22 protein-coding genes and 2 pseudogenes are annotated in these 24,630 nt (G+C 44.7%); 16 read left to right on the top strand and 8 right to left on the bottom strand.

The genetic code is table 11. The features are described 5' to 3' along the window. Positions 1 to 66: 66 nt before the first annotated feature. Positions 67 to 1,635 (bottom strand): DEAD/DEAH box helicase, encoded by a 1,569-nt coding sequence (locus tag R8O11_RS05015; protein WP_064369387.1) that lies wholly within the window; start codon positions 1,633 to 1,635, stop codon positions 67 to 69. Between the two features lie 148 nt (positions 1,636 to 1,783). On the opposite strand from R8O11_RS05015, the pseudogene R8O11_RS05010 reads away from it, so the two are divergent. After that, positions 1,784 to 1,861: pseudogene (locus R8O11_RS05010) on the top strand (VOC family protein); the annotation flags it as partial. A gap of 59 nt (positions 1,862 to 1,920) precedes the next feature. On the opposite strand, the gene R8O11_RS05005 reads toward R8O11_RS05010, so the two are convergent. After that, positions 1,921 to 2,631, bottom strand: coding sequence for a lipoyl protein ligase domain-containing protein (locus R8O11_RS05005; RefSeq protein WP_318193959.1), 711 nt, complete (start codon positions 2,629 to 2,631; stop codon positions 1,921 to 1,923). 224 nt (positions 2,632 to 2,855) lie between these two features. On the opposite strand from R8O11_RS05005, the gene R8O11_RS05000 reads away from it, so the two are divergent. Continuing rightward, positions 2,856 to 3,182: a DUF4156 domain-containing protein gene (locus R8O11_RS05000; RefSeq protein ID WP_017447924.1), complete on the top strand. Its 327-nt coding sequence runs from the start codon at positions 2,856 to 2,858 to the stop codon at positions 3,180 to 3,182. 79 nt (positions 3,183 to 3,261) lie between these two features. On the opposite strand, the gene R8O11_RS04995 is transcribed toward R8O11_RS05000, so the two are convergent. Then, positions 3,262 to 4,290 carry a hypothetical protein gene (locus tag R8O11_RS04995; protein ID WP_054574562.1) on the bottom strand — a complete coding sequence of 343 codons (1,029 nt, stop codon included), beginning with the start codon at positions 4,288 to 4,290 and terminating at the stop codon, positions 3,262 to 3,264. 411 nt (positions 4,291 to 4,701) lie between these two features. Beyond that, positions 4,702 to 5,850, bottom strand: coding sequence for a PLP-dependent aminotransferase family protein (locus R8O11_RS04990; protein WP_238970526.1), 1,149 nt, complete (start codon positions 5,848 to 5,850; stop codon positions 4,702 to 4,704). Between the two features lie 124 nt (positions 5,851 to 5,974). Here R8O11_RS04990 and R8O11_RS04985 point away from each other — a divergent pair, with 124 nt between their 5' ends. Both R8O11_RS04985 and R8O11_RS04980 read left to right on the top strand, forming a co-directional pair. Continuing rightward, positions 5,975 to 6,844 (top strand): AraC family transcriptional regulator, encoded by an 870-nt coding sequence (locus tag R8O11_RS04985; protein ID WP_203345322.1) that lies wholly within the window; start codon positions 5,975 to 5,977, stop codon positions 6,842 to 6,844. Between the two features lie 80 nt (positions 6,845 to 6,924). Further along, positions 6,925 to 7,827 carry a LysR family transcriptional regulator gene (locus R8O11_RS04980; protein ID WP_053307210.1) on the top strand — a complete coding sequence of 301 codons (903 nt, stop codon included), beginning with the start codon at positions 6,925 to 6,927 and terminating at the stop codon, positions 7,825 to 7,827. Between the two features lie 77 nt (positions 7,828 to 7,904). Here the strand turns inward: R8O11_RS04980 and R8O11_RS04975 are convergent, their stop codons facing one another. After that, entirely contained in the window at positions 7,905 to 8,708 is an 804-nt protein-coding gene (locus R8O11_RS04975; RefSeq protein ID WP_262645153.1) for an SDR family NAD(P)-dependent oxidoreductase, read from the bottom strand. A 228-nt stretch (positions 8,709 to 8,936) separates the two neighbouring features. Between R8O11_RS04975 and R8O11_RS04970 the strand changes: the two genes are divergently transcribed. Continuing rightward, entirely contained in the window at positions 8,937 to 9,176 is a 240-nt protein-coding gene (locus tag R8O11_RS04970) for a YdcH family protein (RefSeq protein WP_005373737.1), read from the top strand. 73 nt (positions 9,177 to 9,249) lie between these two features. Here the strand turns inward: R8O11_RS04970 and R8O11_RS04965 are convergent, their stop codons facing one another. Next, positions 9,250 to 9,921 (bottom strand): cupin domain-containing protein, encoded by a 672-nt coding sequence (locus R8O11_RS04965; RefSeq protein WP_054574565.1) that lies wholly within the window; start codon positions 9,919 to 9,921, stop codon positions 9,250 to 9,252. A gap of 208 nt (positions 9,922 to 10,129) precedes the next feature. On the opposite strand from R8O11_RS04965, the gene R8O11_RS04960 reads away from it, so the two are divergent. The 7 genes from R8O11_RS04960 (at position 10,130) to R8O11_RS04930 (ending at position 17,948) form a co-directional block, all read left to right on the top strand. Continuing rightward, positions 10,130 to 11,272: a hypothetical protein gene (locus R8O11_RS04960; RefSeq protein WP_318193958.1), complete on the top strand. Its 1,143-nt coding sequence runs from the start codon at positions 10,130 to 10,132 to the stop codon at positions 11,270 to 11,272. Continuing rightward, the gene (locus R8O11_RS04955) at positions 11,262 to 12,188 is read left to right on the top strand and encodes a metal ABC transporter solute-binding protein, Zn/Mn family (protein ID WP_318193957.1); all 927 of its coding nucleotides are present in this window, start codon (positions 11,262 to 11,264) and stop codon (positions 12,186 to 12,188) included. Before R8O11_RS04960 ends, R8O11_RS04955 begins: the two co-directional genes overlap by 11 nt. A 3-nt stretch (positions 12,189 to 12,191) precedes the next feature. Then, positions 12,192 to 12,986 (top strand): metal ABC transporter permease, encoded by a 795-nt coding sequence (locus R8O11_RS04950; RefSeq protein ID WP_005373725.1) that lies wholly within the window; start codon positions 12,192 to 12,194, stop codon positions 12,984 to 12,986. Between the two features lie 300 nt (positions 12,987 to 13,286). Beyond that, the gene (fabG, locus tag R8O11_RS04945; protein WP_042523233.1) at positions 13,287 to 14,006 is read left to right on the top strand and encodes a 3-oxoacyl-ACP reductase FabG; all 720 of its coding nucleotides are present in this window, start codon (positions 13,287 to 13,289) and stop codon (positions 14,004 to 14,006) included. A 440-nt stretch (positions 14,007 to 14,446) separates the two neighbouring features. Continuing rightward, the gene (locus tag R8O11_RS04940; RefSeq protein ID WP_198556874.1) at positions 14,447 to 14,998 is read left to right on the top strand and encodes an AHH domain-containing protein; all 552 of its coding nucleotides are present in this window, start codon (positions 14,447 to 14,449) and stop codon (positions 14,996 to 14,998) included. After that, a complete protein-coding gene (locus R8O11_RS04935) occupies positions 14,995 to 15,570 on the top strand; it encodes a hypothetical protein (RefSeq protein ID WP_053349296.1) in 576 nt (191 codons plus the stop codon). The genes R8O11_RS04940 and R8O11_RS04935 overlap by 4 nt, the downstream gene beginning before the upstream one ends. Positions 15,571 to 16,574: 1,004 nt before the next feature. Continuing rightward, positions 16,575 to 17,948: a carbohydrate porin gene (locus R8O11_RS04930; protein ID WP_031778839.1), complete on the top strand. Its 1,374-nt coding sequence runs from the start codon at positions 16,575 to 16,577 to the stop codon at positions 17,946 to 17,948. 63 nt (positions 17,949 to 18,011) lie between these two features. Here the strand turns inward: R8O11_RS04930 and R8O11_RS04925 are convergent, their stop codons facing one another. Then, a complete protein-coding gene (locus R8O11_RS04925; protein ID WP_213897950.1) occupies positions 18,012 to 18,998 on the bottom strand; it encodes a LacI family DNA-binding transcriptional regulator in 987 nt (328 codons plus the stop codon). A 235-nt stretch (positions 18,999 to 19,233) separates the two neighbouring features. Between R8O11_RS04925 and R8O11_RS04920 the strand changes: the two genes are divergently transcribed. The 3 genes from R8O11_RS04920 (at position 19,234) to R8O11_RS04910 (ending at position 23,248) form a co-directional block, all read left to right on the top strand. Further along, on the top strand, positions 19,234 to 20,673 hold the full coding sequence (locus R8O11_RS04920; RefSeq protein ID WP_318193956.1) for a sucrose-specific PTS transporter subunit IIBC: 1,440 nt from the start codon (positions 19,234 to 19,236) through the stop codon (positions 20,671 to 20,673). A 165-nt stretch (positions 20,674 to 20,838) separates the two neighbouring features. After that, a complete protein-coding gene (locus tag R8O11_RS04915) occupies positions 20,839 to 21,762 on the top strand; it encodes an aminoimidazole riboside kinase (protein ID WP_017819849.1) in 924 nt (307 codons plus the stop codon). A 31-nt stretch (positions 21,763 to 21,793) separates the two neighbouring features. Next, entirely contained in the window at positions 21,794 to 23,248 is a 1,455-nt protein-coding gene (locus tag R8O11_RS04910) for a sucrose-6-phosphate hydrolase (protein ID WP_042523221.1), read from the top strand. 64 nt (positions 23,249 to 23,312) lie between these two features. On the opposite strand, the pseudogene R8O11_RS04905 reads toward R8O11_RS04910, so the two are convergent. After that, a pseudogene (locus tag R8O11_RS04905) lies at positions 23,313 to 23,432 on the bottom strand (dihydrofolate reductase); the annotation flags it as partial. Positions 23,433 to 23,685: 253 nt separating this feature from the next. On the opposite strand from R8O11_RS04905, the gene yghU reads away from it, so the two are divergent. Then, positions 23,686 to 24,543, top strand: a complete 858-nt coding sequence (yghU, locus tag R8O11_RS04900; RefSeq protein ID WP_053349291.1) for a glutathione-dependent disulfide-bond oxidoreductase — start codon at positions 23,686 to 23,688, stop codon at positions 24,541 to 24,543. The last annotated feature ends 87 nt before the right edge of the window (positions 24,544 to 24,630 follow it).

Raw genomic sequence — 24,630 nt, 5'->3', positions numbered from 1 at the left:
TAAGAAAGACAAAGCCGCTGAGATTATCAGCGGCTTTGTTGTATTTTCTATCGGGCTGTTTGCAGATTAGTTTGTGGCCTGTGGACGAGGCTTACGACGCTGACCTGATGGTTTGTTTCCTGCAGGTTTAGCATTGTTTGGCTTGCGGTTACCAGAAGGTTTACCAGCGTTGCCACTCTTATTACCGTTTGGTTTATTTCCACTCGGTTTATTGCCATTTGGCTTGTTGCCGTTAGGTTTGCGGTCATCTGGTTTACTGTTTGCACGACCTTGGCCTTCACGGTTGCCTTTAGGCTTGCCCGCACCGCCTTGGTTGGTGCTGTTTTTGTTGCCGTTGTTACCACCGTTGAAGCGACGCTTAGGTTTGTTTGCACCATTGCCTGTTTTCTTTTCGGTTGCTGGAGCGTTTTCACTTGCAGCATTTGGCGTTTTTGGTTTTTTTGGCTTCTTAGGTTTTTTCGGTTTGATTGGGCGCGTATCCAGTTTAGATTCTGGCACCACATTGGTTGGCGCAAAACCTTCCAACTCTTTACGTGGTAGTACTTCTTGAATCAAACGTTCAATCGCAAACAACTCAGATGCTTCTAGCGCACACACCAGTGAAATCGCTTTACCTACTTCGCCCGCGCGGCCAGTACGACCAATACGGTGAACGTAGTCTTCTGCCACTTTCGGTAGCTCAAAGTTCACCACTTGCGGTAATTGCGGAATATCGATACCGCGCGCAGCAATGTCCGTCGCGACCAACACACGAATTTCACCCGATTTGAAATCCGCCAGTGCTTTGGTACGTGCGCCTTGGCTCTTGTTGCCGTGGATGGCAGCAGCCGGTAGATTTTGTTCGATCAGGAACTTCGCCAGACGGTTTGCGCCGTGTTTCGTTTTCGTAAACACCAGCACTTGCTTCCAATCGCCGTCTTTGATCAATTTAACCAACATCGGTGCTTTCTTCTTCACGTCTGCTGGGTAGATGCTTTGCTCAACCGTTCTCGCCGTCGAGTTTGCCGGGTTCACTGAAATCTCAACCGGGTTGTTCACCAAGCCTTTCGCAAGGTCGCGGATTTCATCCGAGAAAGTCGCAGAGAACAGTAGGTTCTGACGTTGTTTTGGTAGCAGAGCTAGGATTTTGCGAATATCACGGATAAAGCCCATATCCAGCATGCGGTCTGCTTCATCCAGTACCAGAACTTCTAGTTGGTCGAATTTGACCGCATTTTGGTTGTACAAATCCATCAGGCGGCCTGGTGTTGCTACCAGCACATCCGCACCTTTGCGAAGACGCTGCATTTGCGGGTTGATCTTCACACCACCAAAAACCACCGCACTGCTTAGTGGAAGGTGACGGCCGTACATAAACACGTTTTCTTGCACCTGAGCCGCAAGTTCACGCGTTGGCGTCAGGATAAGTGCACGAACTTGGTTAGCACGAACGCGAGGGCCGTTCGATAAACGCTCAAGAATCGGTAGCGTAAAGCCTGCGGTTTTACCTGTACCAGTCTGCGCTGCTGCCATTACGTCTTTCCCTTCCAAAATAGCAGGAATTGCTTTTGCCTGAATTGGTGAAGGGGTGTCGTAGCCTTTCTCTTGAATAGCTTTAAGGATTGGAGCAGATAGACCTAACGAGGTAAAACCCATATGTATGATTCTCAATTGTAGAGTTAGATAACAACGCGCCGAAAACAAATCGGTGCGAAAAGTGCGACATTCTGAGGCTTTTACGCGCAGGCTTCAACTAATTCCGTCATGGATAAATATTTGAACTGGATCTCATTTCTTTTGGGCAGGCAAAACTGATAACTGGTTTGGTCGACCGATTGAATGGTTTTACGTTGGCGATGCCCATTCTTACATCGCTATCACGGTATGCAGTTTTAGTTTATCGAATGATGTTCGGAGTGTAGGGGAGGATTGCTCCTTTCATTACTCCGCTTTTGCATGCGTTAAAAACGCACTCGTCAATTGCTGAAAGAGCGAATCTACCGATGGGCGGTCGGATATATGATGGAAGAGCGGTGTGTGGACATCACCACGAATATCATCGCTGTGACCGCAGAGCTGATTACACATTCGTACTGGTTCGACAATCTTCTCGACGTCGGCATCAATCAGAATGCATGCTTGTGACAATACCACTTGTCCGCCGCCTTTTTTAAGTAAAACACGCTGCGCGGTTCCCACGACTTTTTGCCCGCCAATGTTGAGGTTGTACTCGCCATCGCAGTAGGAATAAGGCGTAGCATGAACATCCACTTTCACGCCGAGCTGTTTAAAGAAAACCGTTAATATCGCACATAAATCGAGATACGCATTTTTGATGTTGTAAGGCTCACCTTCTGGCCAGTGATCGATATGGGATAGATTAATAATACCCGGTACCTGAGGGACTGGTGCACCACCGGTTTTACGAGAAAAGAGCTTCCAGCCAGACGTATTTAACGCATGTTCCAATTCATTAGACACTGGCCATTTCTTGCCCGCGGGAAGCACTAGCGTCGGGCTTTTTACTTGCCAAAGTAATAGCACTTGCGAGAGTTGGTTGGATTGAACTTGTTTAATGAGCTCATCTTCTTTCTCAAATGCATCAGTGACTTCCGTAGCTGTGAAGCGAATTAGCTTATTCTTAGCAACCAAAACTCTATCCCTTGTGTGTATTTAATCGTTACTGTTTTATCTCAGATACGGTTTTATTGCTAGGTCTGTGATTGCGAGGTTTTTACTCGTTAGATGCGTTGCCACTTTTTGGTTTTTCCGTTGTCCATTAGTTCTACTTGAACGCGCGATAGAAATATTTTGTTGGTCATCGCATAAGCAACTCATAAAATCCGCCATCTATAAAATTTTTTGGCGATATGAATATGAAAAAGCGAGTGATGTGTCTCGCGTTAGCGGTATCATTAACGGGGTGTGTGACGTTCCCAACTCAAGAATCTGAGCAAGTACAGGTTCTTTGGGATAATGTGAATGCGATTGAAAACTGTGAACTGATGGGTACCGTGATCGGCTCAGAAGGGCACTTTTACGACTACTGGCTTCACGCAGATAAAGACATGGTTTGGGGTACACTAAACCAAATGCGCATCAAGGCGGCAGATTTAGGCGCAGATACCTTGTATTTATACCAACCGTTAAGCTTTTCTACGTCAGTGACGATGTTTGCAAATGCTTACAAGTGCAAACAGTAGTTATTGGCTTGATCATAATTGAAAGACAGGCGCTGCTCGCCTGTCTTTGATGCGCTCTACAAATACTGGAGACTTTGCGTTAATTGACGTTTGCTGTCGCCACCGCTGATGTATCAGAAAACGACAATGTAAAGTCTCGCTCGGTATTAAGCACTTTGGCTGGAAACTCTAAGCTCAACTGCGTATGTGGCGCGACTTCTGAAGCAATGCTAGTAACGAATTTTCGGGTTTCTCCAGGAGAGATCGATATGTCACTTCCACCTTGTGATGAGAGCTCAGCGATACCCATTGTTTCAAGTGTGTTACCGGCAGTATCCGCCAGGTGTAGTAAAGATTCTGACTTGTAGATTAATTCTCCACTTTCTGTGCGATATGCATTAAACGAGTTGAAATTTGGTTGCAATGATCCTTGTGAACCAATGTTAGTAACGGAAAATGTCACATTAGCGCCATCAAAGTTCTCGACTCTTACAAGTACGTTACTGTCTTGGTAACGAGCGGCTGCTGCCGCAGTTGCTTGCTGTTTCTGCCTCTGTTTCTCTTTTTCAATGTCGCTTAACTGTTTCTGCTCATTAGCGATTCGATTCTTTGCCATGTAGTACGACTGATCGACCATTGCTATTAAAGCGGGGATTGAATACAAAGTGAGGCCTTCCAAATGGTCAAAGTCGATTTTGGCATGTTGAGTACGTTTATGATTAGAAAATTGGCAGTAACCATCAATCAAACTGATGAAAGCCACTTCAAAAGTGCCTTGTAATCGGCTTACTTCCTGTGCTGCTTTCTCTAGATTTGAGCGGACTTTCCGAATCTCTTCCAAACTCTTTTGTGAAAGACGACCGTTTGGCGATACGTCGTTAGAAACCGAAACCAGTTCTTCGGTCACAAATGGATTGTTTTCGGCAGGAATCACCGTAGTTATACGGTTAGATTTGGTGATGTCTTCGCCCAATAAAACCATCATTTTTTGCGATGCGGCGGTTGTGTTGCCCGCTAATACGTCACTACAGTTTGGCGACGTATTGGCATACACGGCGAATGCGGTAAAAAGTGAAAGTGTAACGGACCAGCCGATGGTGACGAGTCCTGTCGTGGTTCGAGTATTCATCCTGATAACCCCTCTGTCATTTGGTGCGATTCACTGACGTAATTGCCAATCAAAAGATTGGCTCGCGACATTCAGAATGGTTCTGGTCAACCCTTCGTAGTGGGTATGCCCACAGATGCTTTTTTAGTCGTTTATCAACCGCTAAGCCACGATTGATAAAGTGTCTGAAATTGAGAGCATTAACGCTGCGAAGTTGATGTCTTTGACTGAAAGATAGACGTAACTTTTCTAACCATCAAATACGTGATTGAGTTCTCATTTTTATATGAGTGAGAGGTTCAAGAGAAAACAGGCACTTACTGTAGAGAGTTGATTTGAAGGAAAAATATAAATTTTTTTGGGGAACTTTTTTGATGCTGCCTTTGAGACTTTTTTTGAATCTCAAAGGCAGGTTCTTACACTCGCGTTCAATTACAACGTGTTGAGGACATCCGCGAGTCGAGAGACAGCTGTCGTCAGTTCTTCTGGTGTAGCATTGGTAAAGTTAAGACGCAGAGCGGCTTTTACCTTTGAACCTTCTGGATAAAAGACCGGGCTCGGCACTACAGCAACCCAGTTTGCGAGAAGGTTTTTCGCCAGTTCGAAGGTGTCGCATTCTGGAATCTCGACCCAAACGAACATACCACCATCGACGGGTTTGAGTACGCAACTTTCTGGCAGCTGTTTTTGCAGTTCAGCAAACATGACATCGTAACGTGATTTGTAAAGCGCACAGATGGTTGAAATGTGCGTTTCGAAGTTGTCATGTTGCAGTAGACCATGCAGCAAAGCTTGCATAGGAATACTAGAGTGCAGATCGGCACCTTGTTTAATTTTGATGAGTGGCTCAAGGTAGCTGTTTTTGCCCGTAACTACACCAATACGCAAGCCTGGTGAAGCTATTTTGGAGAAAGAGCGCAATACGATGGAGTGCTGTGGGCAGAAGTCCGAAACTAGCGGCAGTGCTTCACCAGAAAAACGCAGCTCGCGGTATGGTGCGTCTTCAATGAATGCCACGCCGTATTGTATACAAAGCTCGGCAACTTTTTGGCGAGTCTCTAGCGCCCAGCATACGCCCGTTGGGTTGTGAAAATCGGGTACGGCGTAGAACATTTTTGGTTGCTGCGTGGCAAAGCATTGTTCGAGTTCTTCAAGGTTTGGGCCACACTCGGTTTGTGAAACGGTCACGATGTTGGCTTGCACTAGACCGAATACTTGCATAGCACCAAGGTAGCTCGGTGCTTCCATCACCACTTTATCGCCCGGATTTACGTACGCACGCGCAATCAAATCTAGCCCTTGCTGAGAGCCCGTTGTGATCATAGCCAAATGAGATTCCGGCAGCTGGTAATAATCGGTCAAAAAGTTAAGTAGCGGGGCGTAGCCTGCTGTTGCGCCGTATTGAAACACCTCTGGCATATTAGCGAGGTTTTCGAGCGTCGGTTTCATTAAGTCGATCGGGAAGGTTTTTTCGTCCGGCAAGCCACCTGCAAGAGAAATGACGTTCTTATCGCTCGCTGCTGCGAGGATCTCTCGGATGTAGGATGACTTAGTTTGTTGTAATGACTGTGCGATTTCCATGTGCTGTGCTTCTCGTAATTGTCTTTTTTATGTCAGAAATAGTATAGGTAAATTGTCAAGCTTGGTGTGTCCATTTATGCTGTTAAACATGTCCATTTATGCTATTTAAGCGAAAGTTTACTCCGTGAGCCACCAACAAGTTTCCAGAATCAATGACGTGCTGTTTTACATTCACCAGGACATTAGCAGAGATTTATCGGCTAAAGAGCTAGCAGATGTAGCAGCCTATTCTGAACAGCACTTCCATCGTATTTTTAAAGATGTGGTAGGGGAGTCTGTCCATCAATATATCCGTCGCACAAGAATGGAATACGCCGCCAATCAACTGATGTTTGATACCAGCTCGTCGGTGTTAGACATTGCTAACAAGTGCGGCTTTAGCTCGGTATCTTCTTTTAGCCGAGCGTTTAAAGCAACGTTCGCTATGTCTCCTGGCGCGTGGCGAAAGCATGATTTACAAGTCGCAGAAAAGCCGTATCTAAAAGATCCGGAAGTGGCTGCGGGTTACCATCGGGTTGCGAAACGCGAGTTGCCAGAACCTAAAATTATGGAGGTTCCACAACGCTTCGCGGCTTATGTGCGGCATGAGGGTTATAGCCGTTCCATTCGCAATGCGTGGCTGATTTTGAAGGCGTGGGCAAGCTCTGAGAATCGGGACTTTTCGGTTCAATACGGTTTGCATCACTCCAACCCCGCTTGGGTCGAGCTCGATAAGTGTCGCTATGTGGCTTGTATGGCGATTGATAAGCCGCTTAAAGTACGCGGTGTCGTAAATCAAATGACGATTCCGGGTGGTTTGCATGCTGTTTTTCGCTTAACAGGGGTATATGGAGAGCTTCTTCCTCAATTGAGTATGGTGTTAGAGAAGTGGTTGCCGAATTCAGGCTTTAAGCAGCGTTCTACTCCCGCTTATGTTCACTATCATAAAAACCATTTCCTTAGCCATGATGAGGTGTTTGAGCTGGACTTCTATCTGCCCATCAGTTTTTTCTAACTGGAGTATTTATTTACTATCCGTAAGGAAGAAAATGCTAAGCTCTATATGGTGATTTTTTACAAATAATTGAAAATTAAATGAACATCGATCATGTAAAGCTATTTGTCCGTTTGGCTTCGACACACAACATCAGCATGGCTGGTCAGGAGCTTGGACTTTCTCCTGCTGTCGCTAGCGCACACATCAATAAACTTGAGGACAGCTTAGGAGTTCGTTTAGTTCATCGCACCACACGCAAAGTTTCCTTAACTGAAGAGGGGCAGGCTTTTTTACCTCACGCGGAGGAGGTCCTTGCAACAGTGGAGGCAGCAAGGGGAGCTGTTGGCTCAGGGCAGAGTGCGCCAACGGGAGTATTACGTATAACCGCCTCTGCAACTTTTGGTCGCTTGCATATTGTGCCCGCATTAAAAGGTTTTATGGCGCGTTACCCAGGGTTAACCGTGGACTGCCGATTTTCTGATTCCATTATTGATCTGGTTGAGGGAGGTTTTGATGTCGCCATTCGTGTCGCTGAGTTGAAAGATTCTTCATTGGTTGCAAGAAAGCTTGCGCCAGATCGTCGTATTATCGTTGCATCACCAGATTATATTGAACAATTTGGGAGACCTAACAAGCCCCAAGACTTGGCGAATCATGAATGTATTAACTTAGTTGGAATGAATAATTGGTCATTCAATACAAAAGATGGAATGCTCAATGTAAGAACTTCTGGTCGTTTTAAAACTGATAATGGTGATGCGATGAGAGACGCGACGGTAAACGGGTTAGGTATTTCTATCAACTCAGTTTGGAGTGTTTATCAAGAATTACAAAGTGGTCAGCTAGTGGAAGTACTCGAAGATCACCCTTTAGCGATGGATGCTGGGATTTGGGCTGTGTACCCAAGCTCTCGTTTAATTGCGCCTAAGGTGCGTGCCTTTATTGATTACTTTGCTGAATACTATGGCACGCCGCCTTATTGGGAGTTTGCGGAAAAGTGATAACAAGTTTCACTTATCGAATACATTGTTTTTAAGGTCCGAATAAAAACGAACCTCAAGATAATTCTTAATTGTTATTAATAGGGTTTGCTTAGGATTAATTCAATACTATCAATTATCTGCTGTGTTTTGCTTTGATCTAATGCATCAGGGTGTGGGGGCGCAAATGCTTCAATGTCATTATCGAAGTACATACCATGCGCTTGGGCAAACTCTTCTGATAGCGCAGCGCGAGTTAGAATATCTGCCCCTAAGCGGATATCACCACCAGCAACCCCATAAGCATCTTTAACCATCTTACTACCTAGGAATGATTTTGGGTTTACTGATACCAACATAGGGCCAGTGTTCTTAAGCTTTAGTCCGATTGCTCGTGACCACATCGTTAATGCCAATTTGCTTTGGGCATATGCTTCGCCATCTGACAATGGTTTGTTACCGAGTAAAGCGCTAGTGTTTACTGTTGTTTGTGCAGCTGAAGACAAATTAACCACACGACCCGTATCACCGAGCAACGGCAATAGCTCTCTAGTGAGTAAGTAGGGAGCAATGGTGTTGACTGCGAAGCGTACATCAAGACCCTCTTTAGTTCTTGGATTTGGTGTTGCGTACACACCAGCATTGTTAATGATGACGTCTAAATGATTGAACCGTTCTGTTATCTCCATCACTATCTGTTTTACCGCATTGGGAGAGGATAAATCAGCAACAAGGCTTTCAACTTTACCACTTTTCATCTCCCTCAAACTTTGCTCAACTTGTTGAACTTTCTCTATATTCCGGCCATGGATTATTACGTGTTGTTCACACTTAATTAACATTTTCGCGGTTTCTAAACCAATACCGTCAGTAGATCCAGTAACTAGAATTGTCTTTCGCATGATCGCTCTCATTGTTGAGGGTTATTATAGAACGATCATAGTGGCATCTTTTGCATTCGACTATTGAGACTAAAAAGAAAACACTTTCTAGGAAAAATTGAAAATAACTTTGTTGTTCTTTTTGTGGACGGTGCGACGAATTAACGTCTCATTAGATGCTACGGTTATACATGTGGTGCTCAAAAATTAGGCACTATTTTGTACTCAAATAATAGCCAAGAGGTCTCTATGTTAGGTGAAAATCACTCATTAACTCATGAATTCCCAGAACATTTGGATACCATTACCCAGCTTACCGAAAACGATGCATCATTTGCTGAAACCGTTAAAAACTACAATGCTTTAGATAAGGAAATCCGCGTACTAGAACTTCAAGGAAGCCCGATTGATGATCACGAAATGAACGTGTTAAAACATAACCGGGCTGAGCTCAAAGACTGGCTCCACTCGCGAATAATGGGTTCTTAGTGACGAAATGATCATCGGCTCGTAAATAGCGGGCCGATTTTAGTTCCAATGGACGATGCCAAGTGTGCAAACATTAGGAGTGCTGAGCAGGAGCTTGGAGCGGCAGGTGACCAGTTTTTACCCAAATGATCGTTTCTTGCTCTACAAAAGGAAAATGCTCGCTCATATGTGGGCTTCGGATCCAAGAGAGAGCGGGATAGGTACCTAGCTCGTCTCTAAACTCTCCTGACAATACGAAAATCTCTTCACCACCAAAGTGACGGTGTGGTTGAAATTTCTCACCTTTTGGCCACTTAACCAACGCGACATGTTCGTGCTCAAAATTATGTAGAGGCATGACTTGCAACCCACCGACACCACTCTGCCAGCTCGCTTGGTTTGTATTAATGCGAACTGTTTCAAGATCCTCAGATTCGAACTGATTTAGTTTAACTAAAATCACACAGCCTTCTTTGCTAAATGGTGCGTGTTGACTTCCTGGAGGGTTACGAAGGTAAGTGCCGGCAGGGTAGTCACCGTATTCGTCAGAGAATACTCCCTCGAGCACCAATATTTCTTCTCCTTGAGGGTGAGGATGAGTCGAAAACTGCGAATTTGGCTCGTATTTAACGACGCTGGTGGTATGCCCTGATTCTTTGGCTTCTCGTTCCAAAGGTTTGCGCCACACACCTTTGGAAGGGCTGGCGATCCACTCCTGTTGAGCAGTATCTATCACGATTCTTTTTGAAAAATCCATATTCAACATATTGAAATTCCGTTACTTATTTAATTACTAATTCTCATTAGTATACGTATAAAAAACATCAATTGATTCATTTGTTGATAGCCCAATTCATGGATTGAGTACGAACATGAAATCGGAGCCTAATTTAAATTTCTGCTTGTGTAATGAGAATCGTTATATTATAACATCGCAAAATTAAATGTTATAACATAACAAAAAGGAAAAAGTAGTGAATAAGAAATTGGTGTCTCTCGTGATCGGTAGCATTTTTGCATCCCCTGTTTTTGCCGACACACTATCGAACCCACAGATTGGTGTTGTTGTTGATGGCTACTACCAAGATGGCCAGCGTCATAATTCTGAGCGCGAAGAAGGCTTTGGTCTAGGCCATACGGAATTAAACTTCTCATCAAATATCGACGACAAGTTTTACGGCGCATTGACCGCGGTTCTTGAAAGTCATGGTGATGATACAGAATTAGAGCTTGAAGAGGCATTCATCGAAACTTTGGCATTGCCATATGGTGTAAACGTGCGCGCTGGCCGATTCCTATCTGACTTTGGTTACCTGAACAACCAACACATGCACACAGACAGCTTTGTTGAGCGTCCAATTGCTTACCGTACTTTCCTTGGCTCGCATTACTACGATGACGGTGTGCGCGCAAACATCGTTCTTCCAACAGACCTATATGTGAAGTTGGGTGTAGAAGCGTTAAGCGGCAGCAAGATGTCTTCTGTTGAAGATGGTTCTGAAGTTGGTGTTTACACGACAACACTTAAGCTTGGCAGCGATTTCTCAGAGTCTTCAAGCTGGCAGTTTGGTTTAAGTTACCTGCGTAACGAAAATGGCAAAGTTAAAGAATTCGAAGATCATGACCATGGTCATGGTCACGAAGAAGAACATGACCACAGCCACGCTGCGGCTGTAACGGGTGCGAACCTATACGGCGCAGATTTTGTGTGGAAGTGGGCACCAGATGGTAACTACAAGTACAGCAACTTCACGCTATCTGCGGAATACATGTTGTTAGACGGAGTAGTAGACAGCAAATACAAGAACGATGCAGAGTCACCAGACAACCTAAGCGCATACTATGTTTCGGGCGTTTACCGCTTCAACCCAAGTTGGTCTGCAGGCCTACGCTACGGCGAAGCAGAAAGCTATGATGGCCACGCACACGGCGATCATATGCATTTCACAGCACTGAATGATAAAGAGATGGATGCGATGATCGCATGGGATTCTTCTCATTTCGGTACTATCCGTGCGCAATACACTCGCATTGATAACCAAGACAGCGAGACAGACAACGTGTTCACTCTGCAATATGTGATGACATTTGGAGCGCACGGTGCTCATGCGTTCTAAGCTGACATTGAATAAATGCAGCTTGGTGATGATGGCAGCAGGAGCTGCCATCATCTCTTCGCCTGCTTTGGCTCTAAACATTTTCGTTTGTGAGCCAGAATGGAAAGCCTTTCTTGAAAGCCACGCGCCAGATGCCAGTATTTATTCAGCGACAACGGCTAAGCAAGACCCACATTACGTACAAGCTCGTCCTTCTTTGATTGCGAAGATGCGCCAAGCGGACATGGCAATGTGCTCGGGTGCAGAACTAGAAGTGGGGTGGTTACCTATGCTGCAAGTTCGTAGCAGCAATGCGGCGGTGCAAAATGGTGCGCCGAGCATGATCTACGCGACGGACTTCGTGCGCATGTTAGATACTCATGCTCACGTTGACCGTAGCATGGGAGATATACACGCTCACGGTAACCCACATGTTCAATTTGCGGCAAATGACATGATTTCATTATCTCGTAAAGTCACGGAGCGCCTAAAAGCGATTGATCCCGACAACGCACAAAGTTACCAAGTGAATGGTATGAAGTTTCGTGCTCATTGGCGTAAAAAGCTTAAAGAATGGAATGAGAAAGGGGCTGCTTTAAAGGGTAAGCAAGTTGTCGGTTATCACGCGACGTATCGTTATTTGTACGATTGGCTCGGAATGAAGCAGATTGCCGATCTCGAACCTAAACCGGGCATTTCACCGACCACATCTCACCTGCAATCACTCACCAAGTTAAATGCCGACAGTTTTGATGCGATTGTTTACTCCTCTCATCAGGATCAGCGTCCAGCGAACTGGTTGCAAGATCATACTGACAAACCTGTGATTCAACTGCCATTGACCGTTTCTGAGGGTGAAAGCTTAGATGAGATGTACGATCAGGTCATTGATGATTTACTGGATGTGTTAGTGCCACCCGCTCCTGTGAAGATCTAAGTCATGGCGGATTATGCATGGCTTTTACCTGCGGTTTTGTGTGGTTTAATTGCGTTGGTTGGCAACATCGTTCTGGGGCAACAAGTTCTTAATCGTCAGATCATCTTTATAGATTTGGCGGTGGCGCAAGTCGCGGCATTGGGGGCAGCACTAAGCCACTACTGGTTGAGCCAATACGCGCTGTTCTCAGGCTCATTCTTTGGCGAAATGATTGGCCCTTGGGTGATGTCTTTGATGCTTTGCGGTTTGATTGCCTTAATGGAGAAACGATACCAGCAACATTTAGAGCCCATGATTGGCAGCTTGTTTGTCGTGTCTGCATCGCTGGCGATCCTGCTGGTGAGTAAAGACCCACACGGCGGAGACTTTATTCAAGGCATTCTTAATGGGCAATTGTTATGGGCGACTTGGGCAGACGTTTGGCCTTTGGCACTCATTACCGCTGCGATGTTGCTATTGGTTTGGTTAAAACCTGCGTTTATGCGCGGTAGTGGTTTTTATCTGATCTTTGCAATCCTGATGCCCATTACGGTCAAGTTAACCGGCATTTATTTAGAATTTGCTTTGTTGGTTATTCCAGCGTTATGTGCGGCAGCATTGAAGGGAACTCGATTCTTTGTCGCTAGTATCAGCATTGGTATTGTTGGGATCTTATCGGGTATTGCCGCATCGGCTCGCTATGACTTACCGAGTGGTGCGAGTATTGTGATCACCCTGTTTATTGCTGGCATGTTGTTTAATCTCTTGCTTCAGCCTTTTCTGGTGAAAATAACAAAACCAGCTTTTGTAAGAGATTAAGAGACAAGTAATATTGGTCTGATGAAGTAGTATTTGATTAATCAGACCAATACTTTTCTATCCAAGTCCTCCAATCGTGTAACTTTGCGCCTTCCAACACACTTTCTTACGTTGATCTTGCCATAGTCATCAAGTTGCCTTGATTAGTTCACATTCGACTCCCAGACTGTTTCTATAGTTTTTATAAGATATAAAAGACCCTGCGTATGAGAAGCGCAGCTGTAACGCGACTAGGCATAAAAACAAAAAACGCTAGGGATACAAGCGAATTTGTAATCTCAACATTTAAGGAAGACCAAGATGAAACCGGAAAAAGTAGCAGTAGTCACTGGTGCGGCTCGTGGTATTGGCCAAGCGATTTGTGAGCAATTACTGGAGGATGGATTCCACGTAATCGGGCTAGACATATCGCCCGTGGAATGGAGCCAGTCGGCGCAGCTAAGCAGTTATCAAGTCAACTTGTGTGATGCTGAAGCTGTCAGTGAAGTGGTAGAAAGTGTTGTAGAGCAGCACGGAAGAATCGATGCTCTGGTTAACAACGCGGGCATCACTCGAGATGCACTGTTGCCAGACATGTTAGAGCAAGACTGGGACAGCGTGATCGACGTGAACCTAAAAGCGGTGTTCTTACTCACCCAACGTGTTGCTCCTGTCATGCTAGAGCAGGGCACAGGCAGTATTGTCAGCATTTCTTCTATAGTGGGAACGGATGGTAATATCGGCCAGAGCAACTACGGCGCAAGTAAAGGCGGCGTCATCTCAATGAGCAAAGGCTGGGCGAAAGAACTTTCAAGAAAGGGTGCACAGATACGCGTCAACTGTGTCGCGCCAGGCTTTATCGCCACCGACATGACCAAGAACCTGCCAGAGAAAGTCATTCAAATGATGAAAGGCAAAACCCCATTAGGGCGCATGGGCTCAGTTCAAGATATTGCCAATGGCGTCTCTTTCCTAACCTCAGACAAGAGCGCCTACATCACAGGCCAAGTGCTCAAGATTGACGGTGGGTTGGTATTATAGCACGCTAATCAAAACGTCAAATAACAAACGCCCTTTATTTATATGAAGGGCGTTTTTGTTTGAGGAACATTAATTGACCTGCTGGTATTTTTTTGCTCCTAAATGATTCAGTGGAATCAGTCAATATTACGTGATGGAAGGTATAATTGCTTACTTTTATTAGCGAAGAAACTGATTGTATTGAGTGTTTTGTAGCCACTTGTTTTCTGGTAGCTTACAGCTCTTATTAAAGCTGTTGTGCCAGTCACATCTAATTGACCAAACATACAAGGACGGAATTGTGAAGTATACGCCAAAGCCTATTCGACCTAGCAACCCATCTGCATTAGAGTTGGTTATTTATTACTACGAATGTCAAGCGGCCTGAATATCACGACAAAAAGAATAGTGTTGCGCTTAACAATGAATCTAAAGAAGCTTGCAAGCAGCGTATTGATGCTTTGGAAAAGGATTGGGCACACCTTCAGCATGAGCGAAAAAAGATCACTTCTCAGGTGATGCTACAGCAGGATCTTGAAACATGCCGTGCTGAAAACAAGTTGAAAGATGAAGATGAGTTGTTCGAGGAGGCTCATCATCCGACTCGTGTGCTGGCTCGTAATCTCACTGCAGTTGGTGAACCTAAGCCGAGTAGTATCCATGATCCACATCATATCATTCCGGGTAAAGGGCGGTTTCAGCAGGTTAGACTTGTTGTGACACGATTAGCCCTTCATGCTCACGGTATTGGAATCAATGACCCGTTGAATGGCGCTTGGCTACCTCGCTATAAAAAGCACAAAGGTCACTGGGCAGGCAGTGAAGCACCAGCTCATCGAGAGATACATCGGTATAACTATGAATCATGGATTGTGAATACGTTTAGTTCTCCAATGCTGCCTGAGCAGGCAATGATTAGTCGCTTACAAAGAGTAAAGCACAAACTTCTGCATGGTGGATATCCGCAGAAAATTATTGAAAAGAAAGACACTAGCTGGAGCGGTCAATCATGAAAATCTACCAGTTAAAGCAACGCCCTGAGGAGTTTAAAACTCTAACTCTGGACATTATGAATCTTGCTAATCAGCTTGGTAATAAAAAGCTAGTAAGGCAACTCCGACTGCAGCCTTCTACTAATGAGCCTTTACTACCAATTTGGAAAGATGGTGTGGTTGGCGATTTTGAGGATGTTTTAGGAAAAAACTCTACGATGCCGGACATATCAACATGGTATAGCACATATCTAGCGCTAACTGCAGGTGCATGCGATAAGCTAGAATCGGTACTAGCGTCTGAGGGGGAGTTCTTGCCTATAAACGTTGGTGACGAAACCATATATGCTTTTAATTGCCTTAGTTTTGGCGCTGAAGATGAGTCTATGTGCCTTAAGAAATATACCGATGGCTTTGAAGATGGTCTGGAAACCATTGAATTTGATGAAGAGGATATCGAACCACGCTATGTATTCAAATCTCGCTTACAAGGCTGTACAGTGCTCTATGCTACAGAATCTTTCAAGCTTTTGTGCGAAGAGCATGGACTAGAAGGACTTAAGTTTGATGAAGATTTGCTGGATCCGTTTTAGTAGTTGACCAATGGGGTTAATGAATCCAGCCACTACACTAGAAATTTGCAATACCTAAGCTAATGTTAGTGGGTTAATCGGCTCGTGGTTTTTCACAGTAGAGCCAAATTAGAAGTTGCATTTATTGCTAGTTCTGTCTTTTCTTTAGTAACAGTAGAATATGAAATCATGCAGTCGAGGCGTCAGGTGGCGGGATTGCAAAGCAGTCTTTATCTCTAGTATCAAAGAGGACGGGGAGCCGCTTTTTACAGGCGACTATATCGAATACACTAATTAGCGCAGTTTTAATAAGCGTAATGAAAATGAGAAGCTGAGAAAGCCCGAGAAGAACTATTAAGTCGAGATTCCTTTCTAATATGTAGTGAGTGGGTTGATTTGGTCAACCGACAAAAGGATTTAGAACATCTATAATTATCCATTAAATGCTAATTTAGTAAAGCCTATAACTCAACTTTCCAAAAAAGTGTTTCGTTAGCTTGAATTAGAACAACAAAGCGCTCTTCACAGAAAGTGAAGGGTGTTTATCTCGTCTTAACTGCCTTTCATGTCGTTTGAACCAAGGTATCCAGATCCGCTTCGCTCTTAGTTACGTTCAACCTTAGCTGCTACTTTTCATCAATAAATAGAGATGAGTTACCATCAAGGAGCATAGGGAAGCGAGGGACTATTCTCTCAAATGAACACTAAACTCCTTCTTTGTAGCCTGTCACCTTCAAACTACTTCCTCTAGCCCTAACAATTAATTCAAATGTGCGCTGGTTAATGATTTTTCTGTAAGTAACACAATTGAACGTGATAGAAGTAACAAAATGGCCTCTTAACGGTAACGTTCCCGAAAAGTTTATATATTATCGCCCTCATTGATATAAGTAGTAGAGACGCTCTGAGTACGAGCGCTCTGAAATTCAGGCTTTAGATGGACATTTAAAGTCACCATAAGTTTGCGATTTTTCTTGGGAACGTTTGCAATGTGCCTAAGTATAAATTTACGTGAGACTATGGAAATGAAACTACACACTTTGACGATGGCAGTAGCGCTTGGACTGGTTACTGCACCTGTATTCGCAGCAACAGATGTTGACGCTCTTGAAAAGCGAATTAATGAATTAGAACAGAGACTTGAGCAGACAGAAAAAGCATCCACAGAAGCAAATGAGAAAGCCTCAAGCTTTGAGTTTCATGGCTACGCTCGTTCCGGGCTGCTCATTAATGATGATCTGAATGGTGCAGTGGGTACTGGTCCTTACATGACGGCAGCTGGTGCTATTGGCGCGCCAATTGGACGATTAGGGGTTGAGGATGATCATTATGTGGAAGCAAACCTTATTCACAAACGCTTTGCAGATGATGGTTCCAGCGCATTGTTCCGAATCATGTTGGCAGATAGTACGGAAACCAATAACGAATGGACAGCGAGTGAGAGTCAATTAAACGTTCGTCAGATATATGCTGAGCTAAACAAGTTGAGCATGTTCTCTGAATCAAGTGCGTTTGCTGACGCAACGTTTTGGGCAGGTAAACGATTTGACCGTGATAACTTTGACATTCACTTCTTTGACTCGGATATCGTTTTCTTATCTGGCACTGGTGCTGGCGTGTATGACGTCCAAATGAGCGATTCGTGGAAAGCAAACTTCTCGATCTATGGTCGTGATTTTGGTGAGATTGATAGCTCGTCAACGGATGTTGAAAACTATATCGCGACAATGAACAACCGCTTCGGTAGTTGGCAATTGATGCTGAGCGGCATGACGTCAGCTGATAACAATGATCGCGTAGAAGGCTCAGCGGACAAAGGTTTACATGCGATGTTTGCTTACCATGGCGATAACTTCTTTGGCATGAGTGAAGGCTTCTCTAAAACCGGTATTTTGATGGGTGATGGACTGGGTGCGGAACTTAAAGGCATCGGTTCAAACGGAGATTTGTTAGAAGACGCAAAAGCCGTACGCTTGTTCAGCTATGGTGTAACACGCATCGGCGACAACTGGCGTGTAGCACCTGCGTTGCTAGCAGAACACAGCCAAGATCGCTTTGCTGAAAATGATGAATTTACGTGGGCATCGTTCAACATCCGCTTAGCGCAAGAGTTTACGCAGAACTTTGAGATGGTTTATGAAGGCTCATACCAATACATGGACCTAGACAATGCGATTGATAAAGCAAGTGGCAGTTTTTACAAAGCGACAATCGCACCAACGCTTAAGATGTCTACCGCTGCAGGTTTCTTTGACCGTCCGGAGCTACGTTTTGCAGTTAGCTACGTTGATTGGAGCGAAGACTTGAATGGCTACTCGATTAGCCAGGATGCGGGTGCTGCAACGATGGGTGATGGTGGTGAAGTTTTGTTTGCACTGCAAATGGAAACTTGGTTTTAAAGGGATCTAACCGACAAAGAGTAATAAGAAAAGCGCCAACTGATTTCAGTTGGCGCTTTTTCATTAACAGGACTGACGCTCAATTGTTTTGAAGGTTAGTACCATCTTACTCATTTCAAAACTTCTGTTGGCAATTCTATCTAGTAGCAGTTTCGCACCATTTTCACCTGCTTTATCAAATGCATAGTTAAATGTTGATAAGGTTGGGGTGCACACTGATGCGAGCTCATCATCACCAACTCCTAGCACTAAAACGTCTTTACCCGGTGTTAACCCGAGCTCTTGAATCGCTCTCATCGCACCGATAGCAATACGGTCTGTCGCACAGAACAAGCCATCTAGCTTAGGGTTCTTTGTTAAGTGTTGTTTTGCCAATGAATAGCCAGAATCGATGGTAAAGTCACCACGAGCATGGAAGGCGATCTCAAAACCATGGTGTTGCAGCGCTTGAACAAATCCTTCAGAGCGTTGCTTATCTACCGCGATATCGTCACCTTGCACACCAATAAAACCCATGGTTTGGCAACCTTTTGCAACCAGTCTATTTCCTGCTTCAAACCCTACTCGTGCGTCATCATGAATGATGCTTGGAATATTAAACATGGAACCATCTTGACCGACGAGCACAACTGGGACGGCTGAGTTTTGAATTGCTTTTACCAGCTTGGAATCGAGGTGGGTGGCGTAAAGAATGATCCCTTCAACCCGTTTTTGGTTAAAGATCTGAATGTATTCCAGTTCTTTTTTGTGGGCTTGGTGAGTGCTAGCAAGTAAGACATGTTTCCCGGCTTTTTCAAGGACATCGGTTAATCCATCGACACCTTGGGATGTGGCATGAGAGGAAACCCGAGGAACAATGACACCAACCAGATTGGTCTTTTGAGATTTTAGATCTTTAGCGACTTGGTTTGGCACATAGCCACACTCCGCTACTGCTTGGCGGACCTTCAGTTTTGTCGCTTCTTTTACGCCATATTCATCGTTTATAACCCGTGACACTGTTGATTTTGATACGCCAGCCAGACGGGCGACATCATGCAGACTCGCCATTGTTCCTATCCATTCTGTTTTTCGTTTTTGGGATTGTTTGCAAAGAGAAGATGAAAAGCTCTTTGATAAGTAGCGATTCTAACCTCCTATACTGCTCTTAGGGAGAGAATTTGACGATCATTCTCACATTCTCTCTGCTTTATCTTTGATCATTTGGTTTTATTGAGCAAAAATCTGTTTTGCAAACGTTCCCGAAAATATCGCAAGCTCAGATAATAATCCAATGGGGTATGAAATGAATTATCCGGCAGTAGCAAAAGAGTTGTTAACTCTATTAGGTGGTAAAAGCAACATCACCGCACTTGCGCATTGTGCGACACGCTTACGCCTTGCCGTTGCAGATGAGCAAAAAATAGATGAACAAGCGATTGATAACCTTGAAGGGGTCAAAGGGCAGTTCAAAGTTGCGGGTCAGTACCAAATCATTTTTGGATCAGGCATCGTAAACCAAGTTTATGCAGAAATGGCGAAGTTGACGGGTATGAGTGAAATGTCCAACAACGACGTTGCGTCTGCTGGCGCAGAGAAACAAAACATCGTTCAGCGCGCGGTGAAAGGGCTGTCTGATATTTTCGTCCCAATCATTCCCGCAATCGTCGCTGGCGGTTTGCTGATGGGTATCTATAACCTATTGACTGCTCAAGGTTTGTTTATTGATGGCAAATCTTTGATTGATGCCAACCCAGGACTGACAGACTTGGCGAACATGATCAACACGTTTGCGAACGCTCCGTTTGTTTACCTGCCTATTTTACTGGCATTTTCAGCCAGTAAGAAGTTTGGCGGCAACCCATATTTAGGGGCAGCGCTAGGTATGTTGATGGTTCACCCTGACTTGCTGAATGGTTGGGGATTCGGCGGCGCATCTGTGTCTGGCAACATTCCGGTTTGGAATATTCTTGGCTTTGAAATCCAAAAAGTGGGTTACCAAGGTTCGGTGTTACCGGTTTTGGTATCGGCATTCATTCTTGCGAAGGTTGAGCTAGGCTTACGTAAAGTCATACCTTCTGTTTTAGACAACCTTTTAACGCCATTACTGGCGATTTTCATAGCGGGTTTGCTGACGTTTACTGTCGTCGGTCCGTTCACGCGTGATATCGGTTTCCTATTGGGTGATGGTCTGAACTGGCTATACAACACTGCTGGCTTTGTTGGTGGTGCGGTATTTGGTCTTATTTATGCTCCGTTTGTTATTACTGGTATGCATCACAGCTTCATTGCGATTGAAACGCAACTTCTTGCGGATATTGCGACGACGGGCGGCACCTTTATCTTTCCTATTGCGGCGATGTCTAACGTTTCTCAAGGAGCGGCAGCGTTGGCGGTGGGCGTGATGAGCAAAGATAAGAAGATGAAAGGTATCGCGATTCCATCGGGTGTTACGGGTTTGCTGGGTATTACAGAGCCAGCCATGTTTGGTGTTAATCTAAAACTACGTTACCCATTTATTGCGGCAGTTTGCGCTGCGGCGTTATCAAGTGCGTTCATCACAATGTTTAATGTGAAAGCTCAGGCATTGGGCGCAGCTGGTCTTCCAGGCATCATTTCCATTACGCCAGAGAAGATTGGGTACTACATCGCGGGTATGGTGATCGCGTTCTTGACCGCATTTGTTCTCACCATTGTTCTTGGTATGCGTGACCGCGTTAAAGTCGGTAGAAAAGCAGCGGCTTAATCTGAACTCCTTAAGGGTGGAGTCCCCAAAAATCCACTTCTTTTCCTAAATGTTTGGGGTGCTAGCCAAGCACTAATGGCTTGGCTAGCCTTTTTCAATTTTTACTTGGTAGTGAAGGTGTTCAACACGTTGGACTATCAGGGCTTTAATTTCAAGGTAAGCAAGATGAATCAAGTGTGGGTAACTGGTGATGCTGTTGTCGATCTAATACCGGAATCTGAGACTTCTTTACTCAAATGTCCCGGTGGTGCACCAGCGAATGTCGCCGTAGCAATTGCTCGTCTATCTGGTAAGAGTGCGTTTTTTGGACGTGTAGGTGATGACCCATTTGGTCGCTTCATGCAATCAACGCTCGATCAAGAGGGCGTGAGCACGGAGTTTCTCGTTAAAGATCCTGAGCAAAGAACATCAACAGTGGTGGTGGATTTAGACGAGCAAGGTGAGCGCAGCTTTACGTTTATGGTAAAACCGAGCGCTGATCAGTTTATGTCTGTTGAAGACATCCCAAACTTTAAGCAAGGTGACTGGCTACACGTTTGCTCAATTTCACTGGCAAATGAGCCAAGTAGAAGCAGCACATTTGAGGCGATCAAAAGAGCAAAAGCCGCTGGTGGTTTCATTAGCTTTGACCCTAACTTGCGTGATGAAGTGTGGCAAGATCAATCAGAAATCCAAGCTGTCGTGATGAAGGCTGTAGCGATGGCCGATGTGGTTAAGTTCTCTGAAGAAGAGCTTTTGTTCTTAACTGACTCAACGTCGATGGCGCAAGGTTTACAACAAATAGCCTCTTTGAATATTGCTTTGGTCTTGGTGACACAAGGTGCGAAAGGTGTTTGGCGCGTCTTTGAAAGTCAGAGTGAACTGATCACAGGTCAAGTCGTTAGTCCGATTGACACCACAGGTGCGGGTGATGCTTTTGTCGGAGGGCTACTGGCATGCCTGTCTCGGCATGACGATTGGAAAAATCATCCTGTTGTTAGCTCTGCGATTCAATGGGCAAATGGCTGTGGTGCATTAGCGACGACGCAAAAAGGCGCAATGACCGCGCTTCCGACCCAGACAGAATTGCTGCAATTTATTGGGCAATGATCTTCAGATCCAATTTCAGTTGAGAAAAATTATGAGCTTAAACAACCGTTGGACTGTAGAGCAAAGATATCGCCGACTTGAGCAAATCCCTCAGTGTGATATCGAAGAAATGACACTTTCACGTCAGCAAGATAAAGGCTTTCCTAGTTTTCATATCGCCCCTAGATTTGGGCTGTTAAATGACCCAAATGGGTTGTGCTATTTCAATGGTGAGCACCACATCTTTTACCAGTGGACGCCTGTGGGACCAGTCCATGGAATGAAGTATTGGTATCACCTTTCTACTAAAGACTTCATCCATTTTACTGATCATGGCGTGGGTCTTCATCCCGACCAAGACTACGATTCACATGGTGTCTATTCGGGCGGCGCTTTGGTGGAAAACAACAAGGCTTTGCTGTTTTTTACTGGCAACAAGCGTGACCAAAACTGGAATCGAATCCCAACACAGTGTTTTGCCACCATGGATTCAGACGGCAGCATTGAAAAGCACGGTGTAGTCATTGAGAACGAACATTACACGGAGCACTTTCGTGACCCAAAAGTTTGGAAGAAAGGCGACGACTATTTGATGGTGGTGGGTGCTCAAACCAAAACCGAGCATGGTTCTATGGCGCTCTATCAAAGCAAAGATTTGAAAACGTGGCAGCATAAAGGTCCTATCAAGACCAAGTTCTCTGACCTTGGGTACATGTGGGAGTGTCCTGATTTATTTGAGATTAATGGTCAATCGGTGATGCTGTTTTCTCCACAGGGCGTGAGCAGTAGTAATCCTTATGATTTCAAAAACATCTATTCTGTCGCGTATATCGTGGGTGATCAGTTGAACCTAGAGTCGATGACTTTAGAAAACCACCAAGATATTTTACAGCCAGATTATGGGTTTGATTTCTACGCCCCACAAACCTATTTAGATGAGAATGGGCGTCGCATTCTTATTGCATGGATAGGGTTGCCAGAAATCGACACGCCATCGGTCACACACCAGTGGGCAGGAATGTTGTCTCTTCCTAGAGAACTAACGTTGAAAGATGGTTTTCTTGTTCAAACTCCACTCCCTGAATTGGAGAGTTTAAGAAAAGAAGAGGTAGTCTTTGCACAGTCCCATACACTGGAAAGCACAAGTTGTTTGATCCAATTAGACCTTGAGGGCGATGGCTTTGAACTTGAGCTGAGTAACCTCAAAGGTGACAACATCGTCTTTAGTGCGACAAAGCACGAGTTTATGCTGGACCGTCGTCACATGTCTCATTTGTACGCAGAAGAATTTGGTAGCATTCGAAAAGCACCAAGATTGGACGCTAAGCAGACGATTGATATATATATCGACAATTCTGTCATCGAGATTTTCATTAATGGTGGCAAACACACGATGACCAGTCGTTTCTTTATTGATGACCTGAATACGGTAACGTTGAGAGGGTTGGAGCAAGCAAGGCTTTTCCCTTTGAAAGGTATTTCTGGTTTGTTTGAATCAGCTAAGTAACGGTTTCGAATACATTAAAACGCCCTTCATTGATTTAGTGAAGGGCGTTTTTCTTTCTAACTATCTAACTTAACTGCCTATCACGCACGTAAGTTGTTTGAACTAAGGTATCCAGAACAACTTCATTCTTGGTGACTTTGAAGTTTAGCGGTTGTTCTAAATCCCCAAATAGAGGTGCGCCGCCGAGTGTAGCTTACTCATCGTTGGCATCTCGAACCTAGTTCACATTATCGCGACGTTTTTACTTATAGCGTGAAAGAAAATCCCATAACCAAAGGTTCTAACTAAAAGAGATTGCAGGACTTTTATTTAGCGAATTCGACCTAATATCTTGAGTATGCCTAATCGCAGTTGGCGAAGAGGTGATGTTAATAATGCTTGCTGGCGCGTAAGACCCGTCAGTTTGAAGATGCATTCAAACACAATAAGGGAAAACAATGGCTAACGAATACATTCCACCAAAAGTTTGGACAAACGATAATGAAAACGGCGGTCAGTGGGCGAGCATCAACCGTCCGGATTCTGGCGCACGTCATGAGCAAGAGCTTCCAATTGGTGAGCACCCATTCCAACTTTACTCAATGGGTACCCCAAATGGTCAGAAAGTGACGATCATGTTTGAAGAGCTTTTGGCGGCTGGCGTAACGGCAGCAGAATACGATGCATACCTGATTAAGATTGGCGATGGTGACCAGTTTGGCTCTGGCTTTGTAGCTGTTAACCCAAACTCAAAAATTCCGGCATTGGTTGACCGTTCGGGTTCTGAGCCAGTGAACGTGTTTGAATCTGGCAACATCTTGTTTTATCTAGCAGAGAAATTTGATCATTTCTTACCAAAAGAAGGCGCTAAGCGTGCTGAGGTAATGAACTGGTTATTCTGGCTGCAAGGTTCTGCGCCATACCTAGGCGGTGGTTTTGGTCACTTCTACGCGTACGCACCAGAGAAGTTCGAGTACCCAATCAACCGCTTTACAATGGAAGCAAAACGTCAGTTAGATGTATTAGACAAGCGTCTTGCGAACAATGAATTCCTAGGTGGCGATGAGTACAGCATCGCTGATATCGCAACATGGCCATGGTACGGCAACCTTGTGTTGGGTCGTGCTTACGATGCGGCTGAATTCTTAGACGTAGAAAGCTACAAAAACGTTGTGCGTTGGGCAAAAGTAATTGATGAGCGTGAAGCGGTAAAACGTGGTCGAATTGTGAACCGTTCATGGGGTGAAGAATGGGAGCAGTTACCTGAGCGCCACAGCGCAGAAGATATTGATAAAGTATTGAAACTTAAACCATAAGCAATCTTGGCCTAGCTACGTCAAATGAGTTTAGTTTTATCTATGCTTATACAGTGACCTTAATCAAATCTATAGCGCACCATATAC

It is taken from the genome of Vibrio sp. 1288, assembly GCF_033344475.1.
This window is presented reverse-complemented; position numbering and strand designations above follow the sequence as displayed.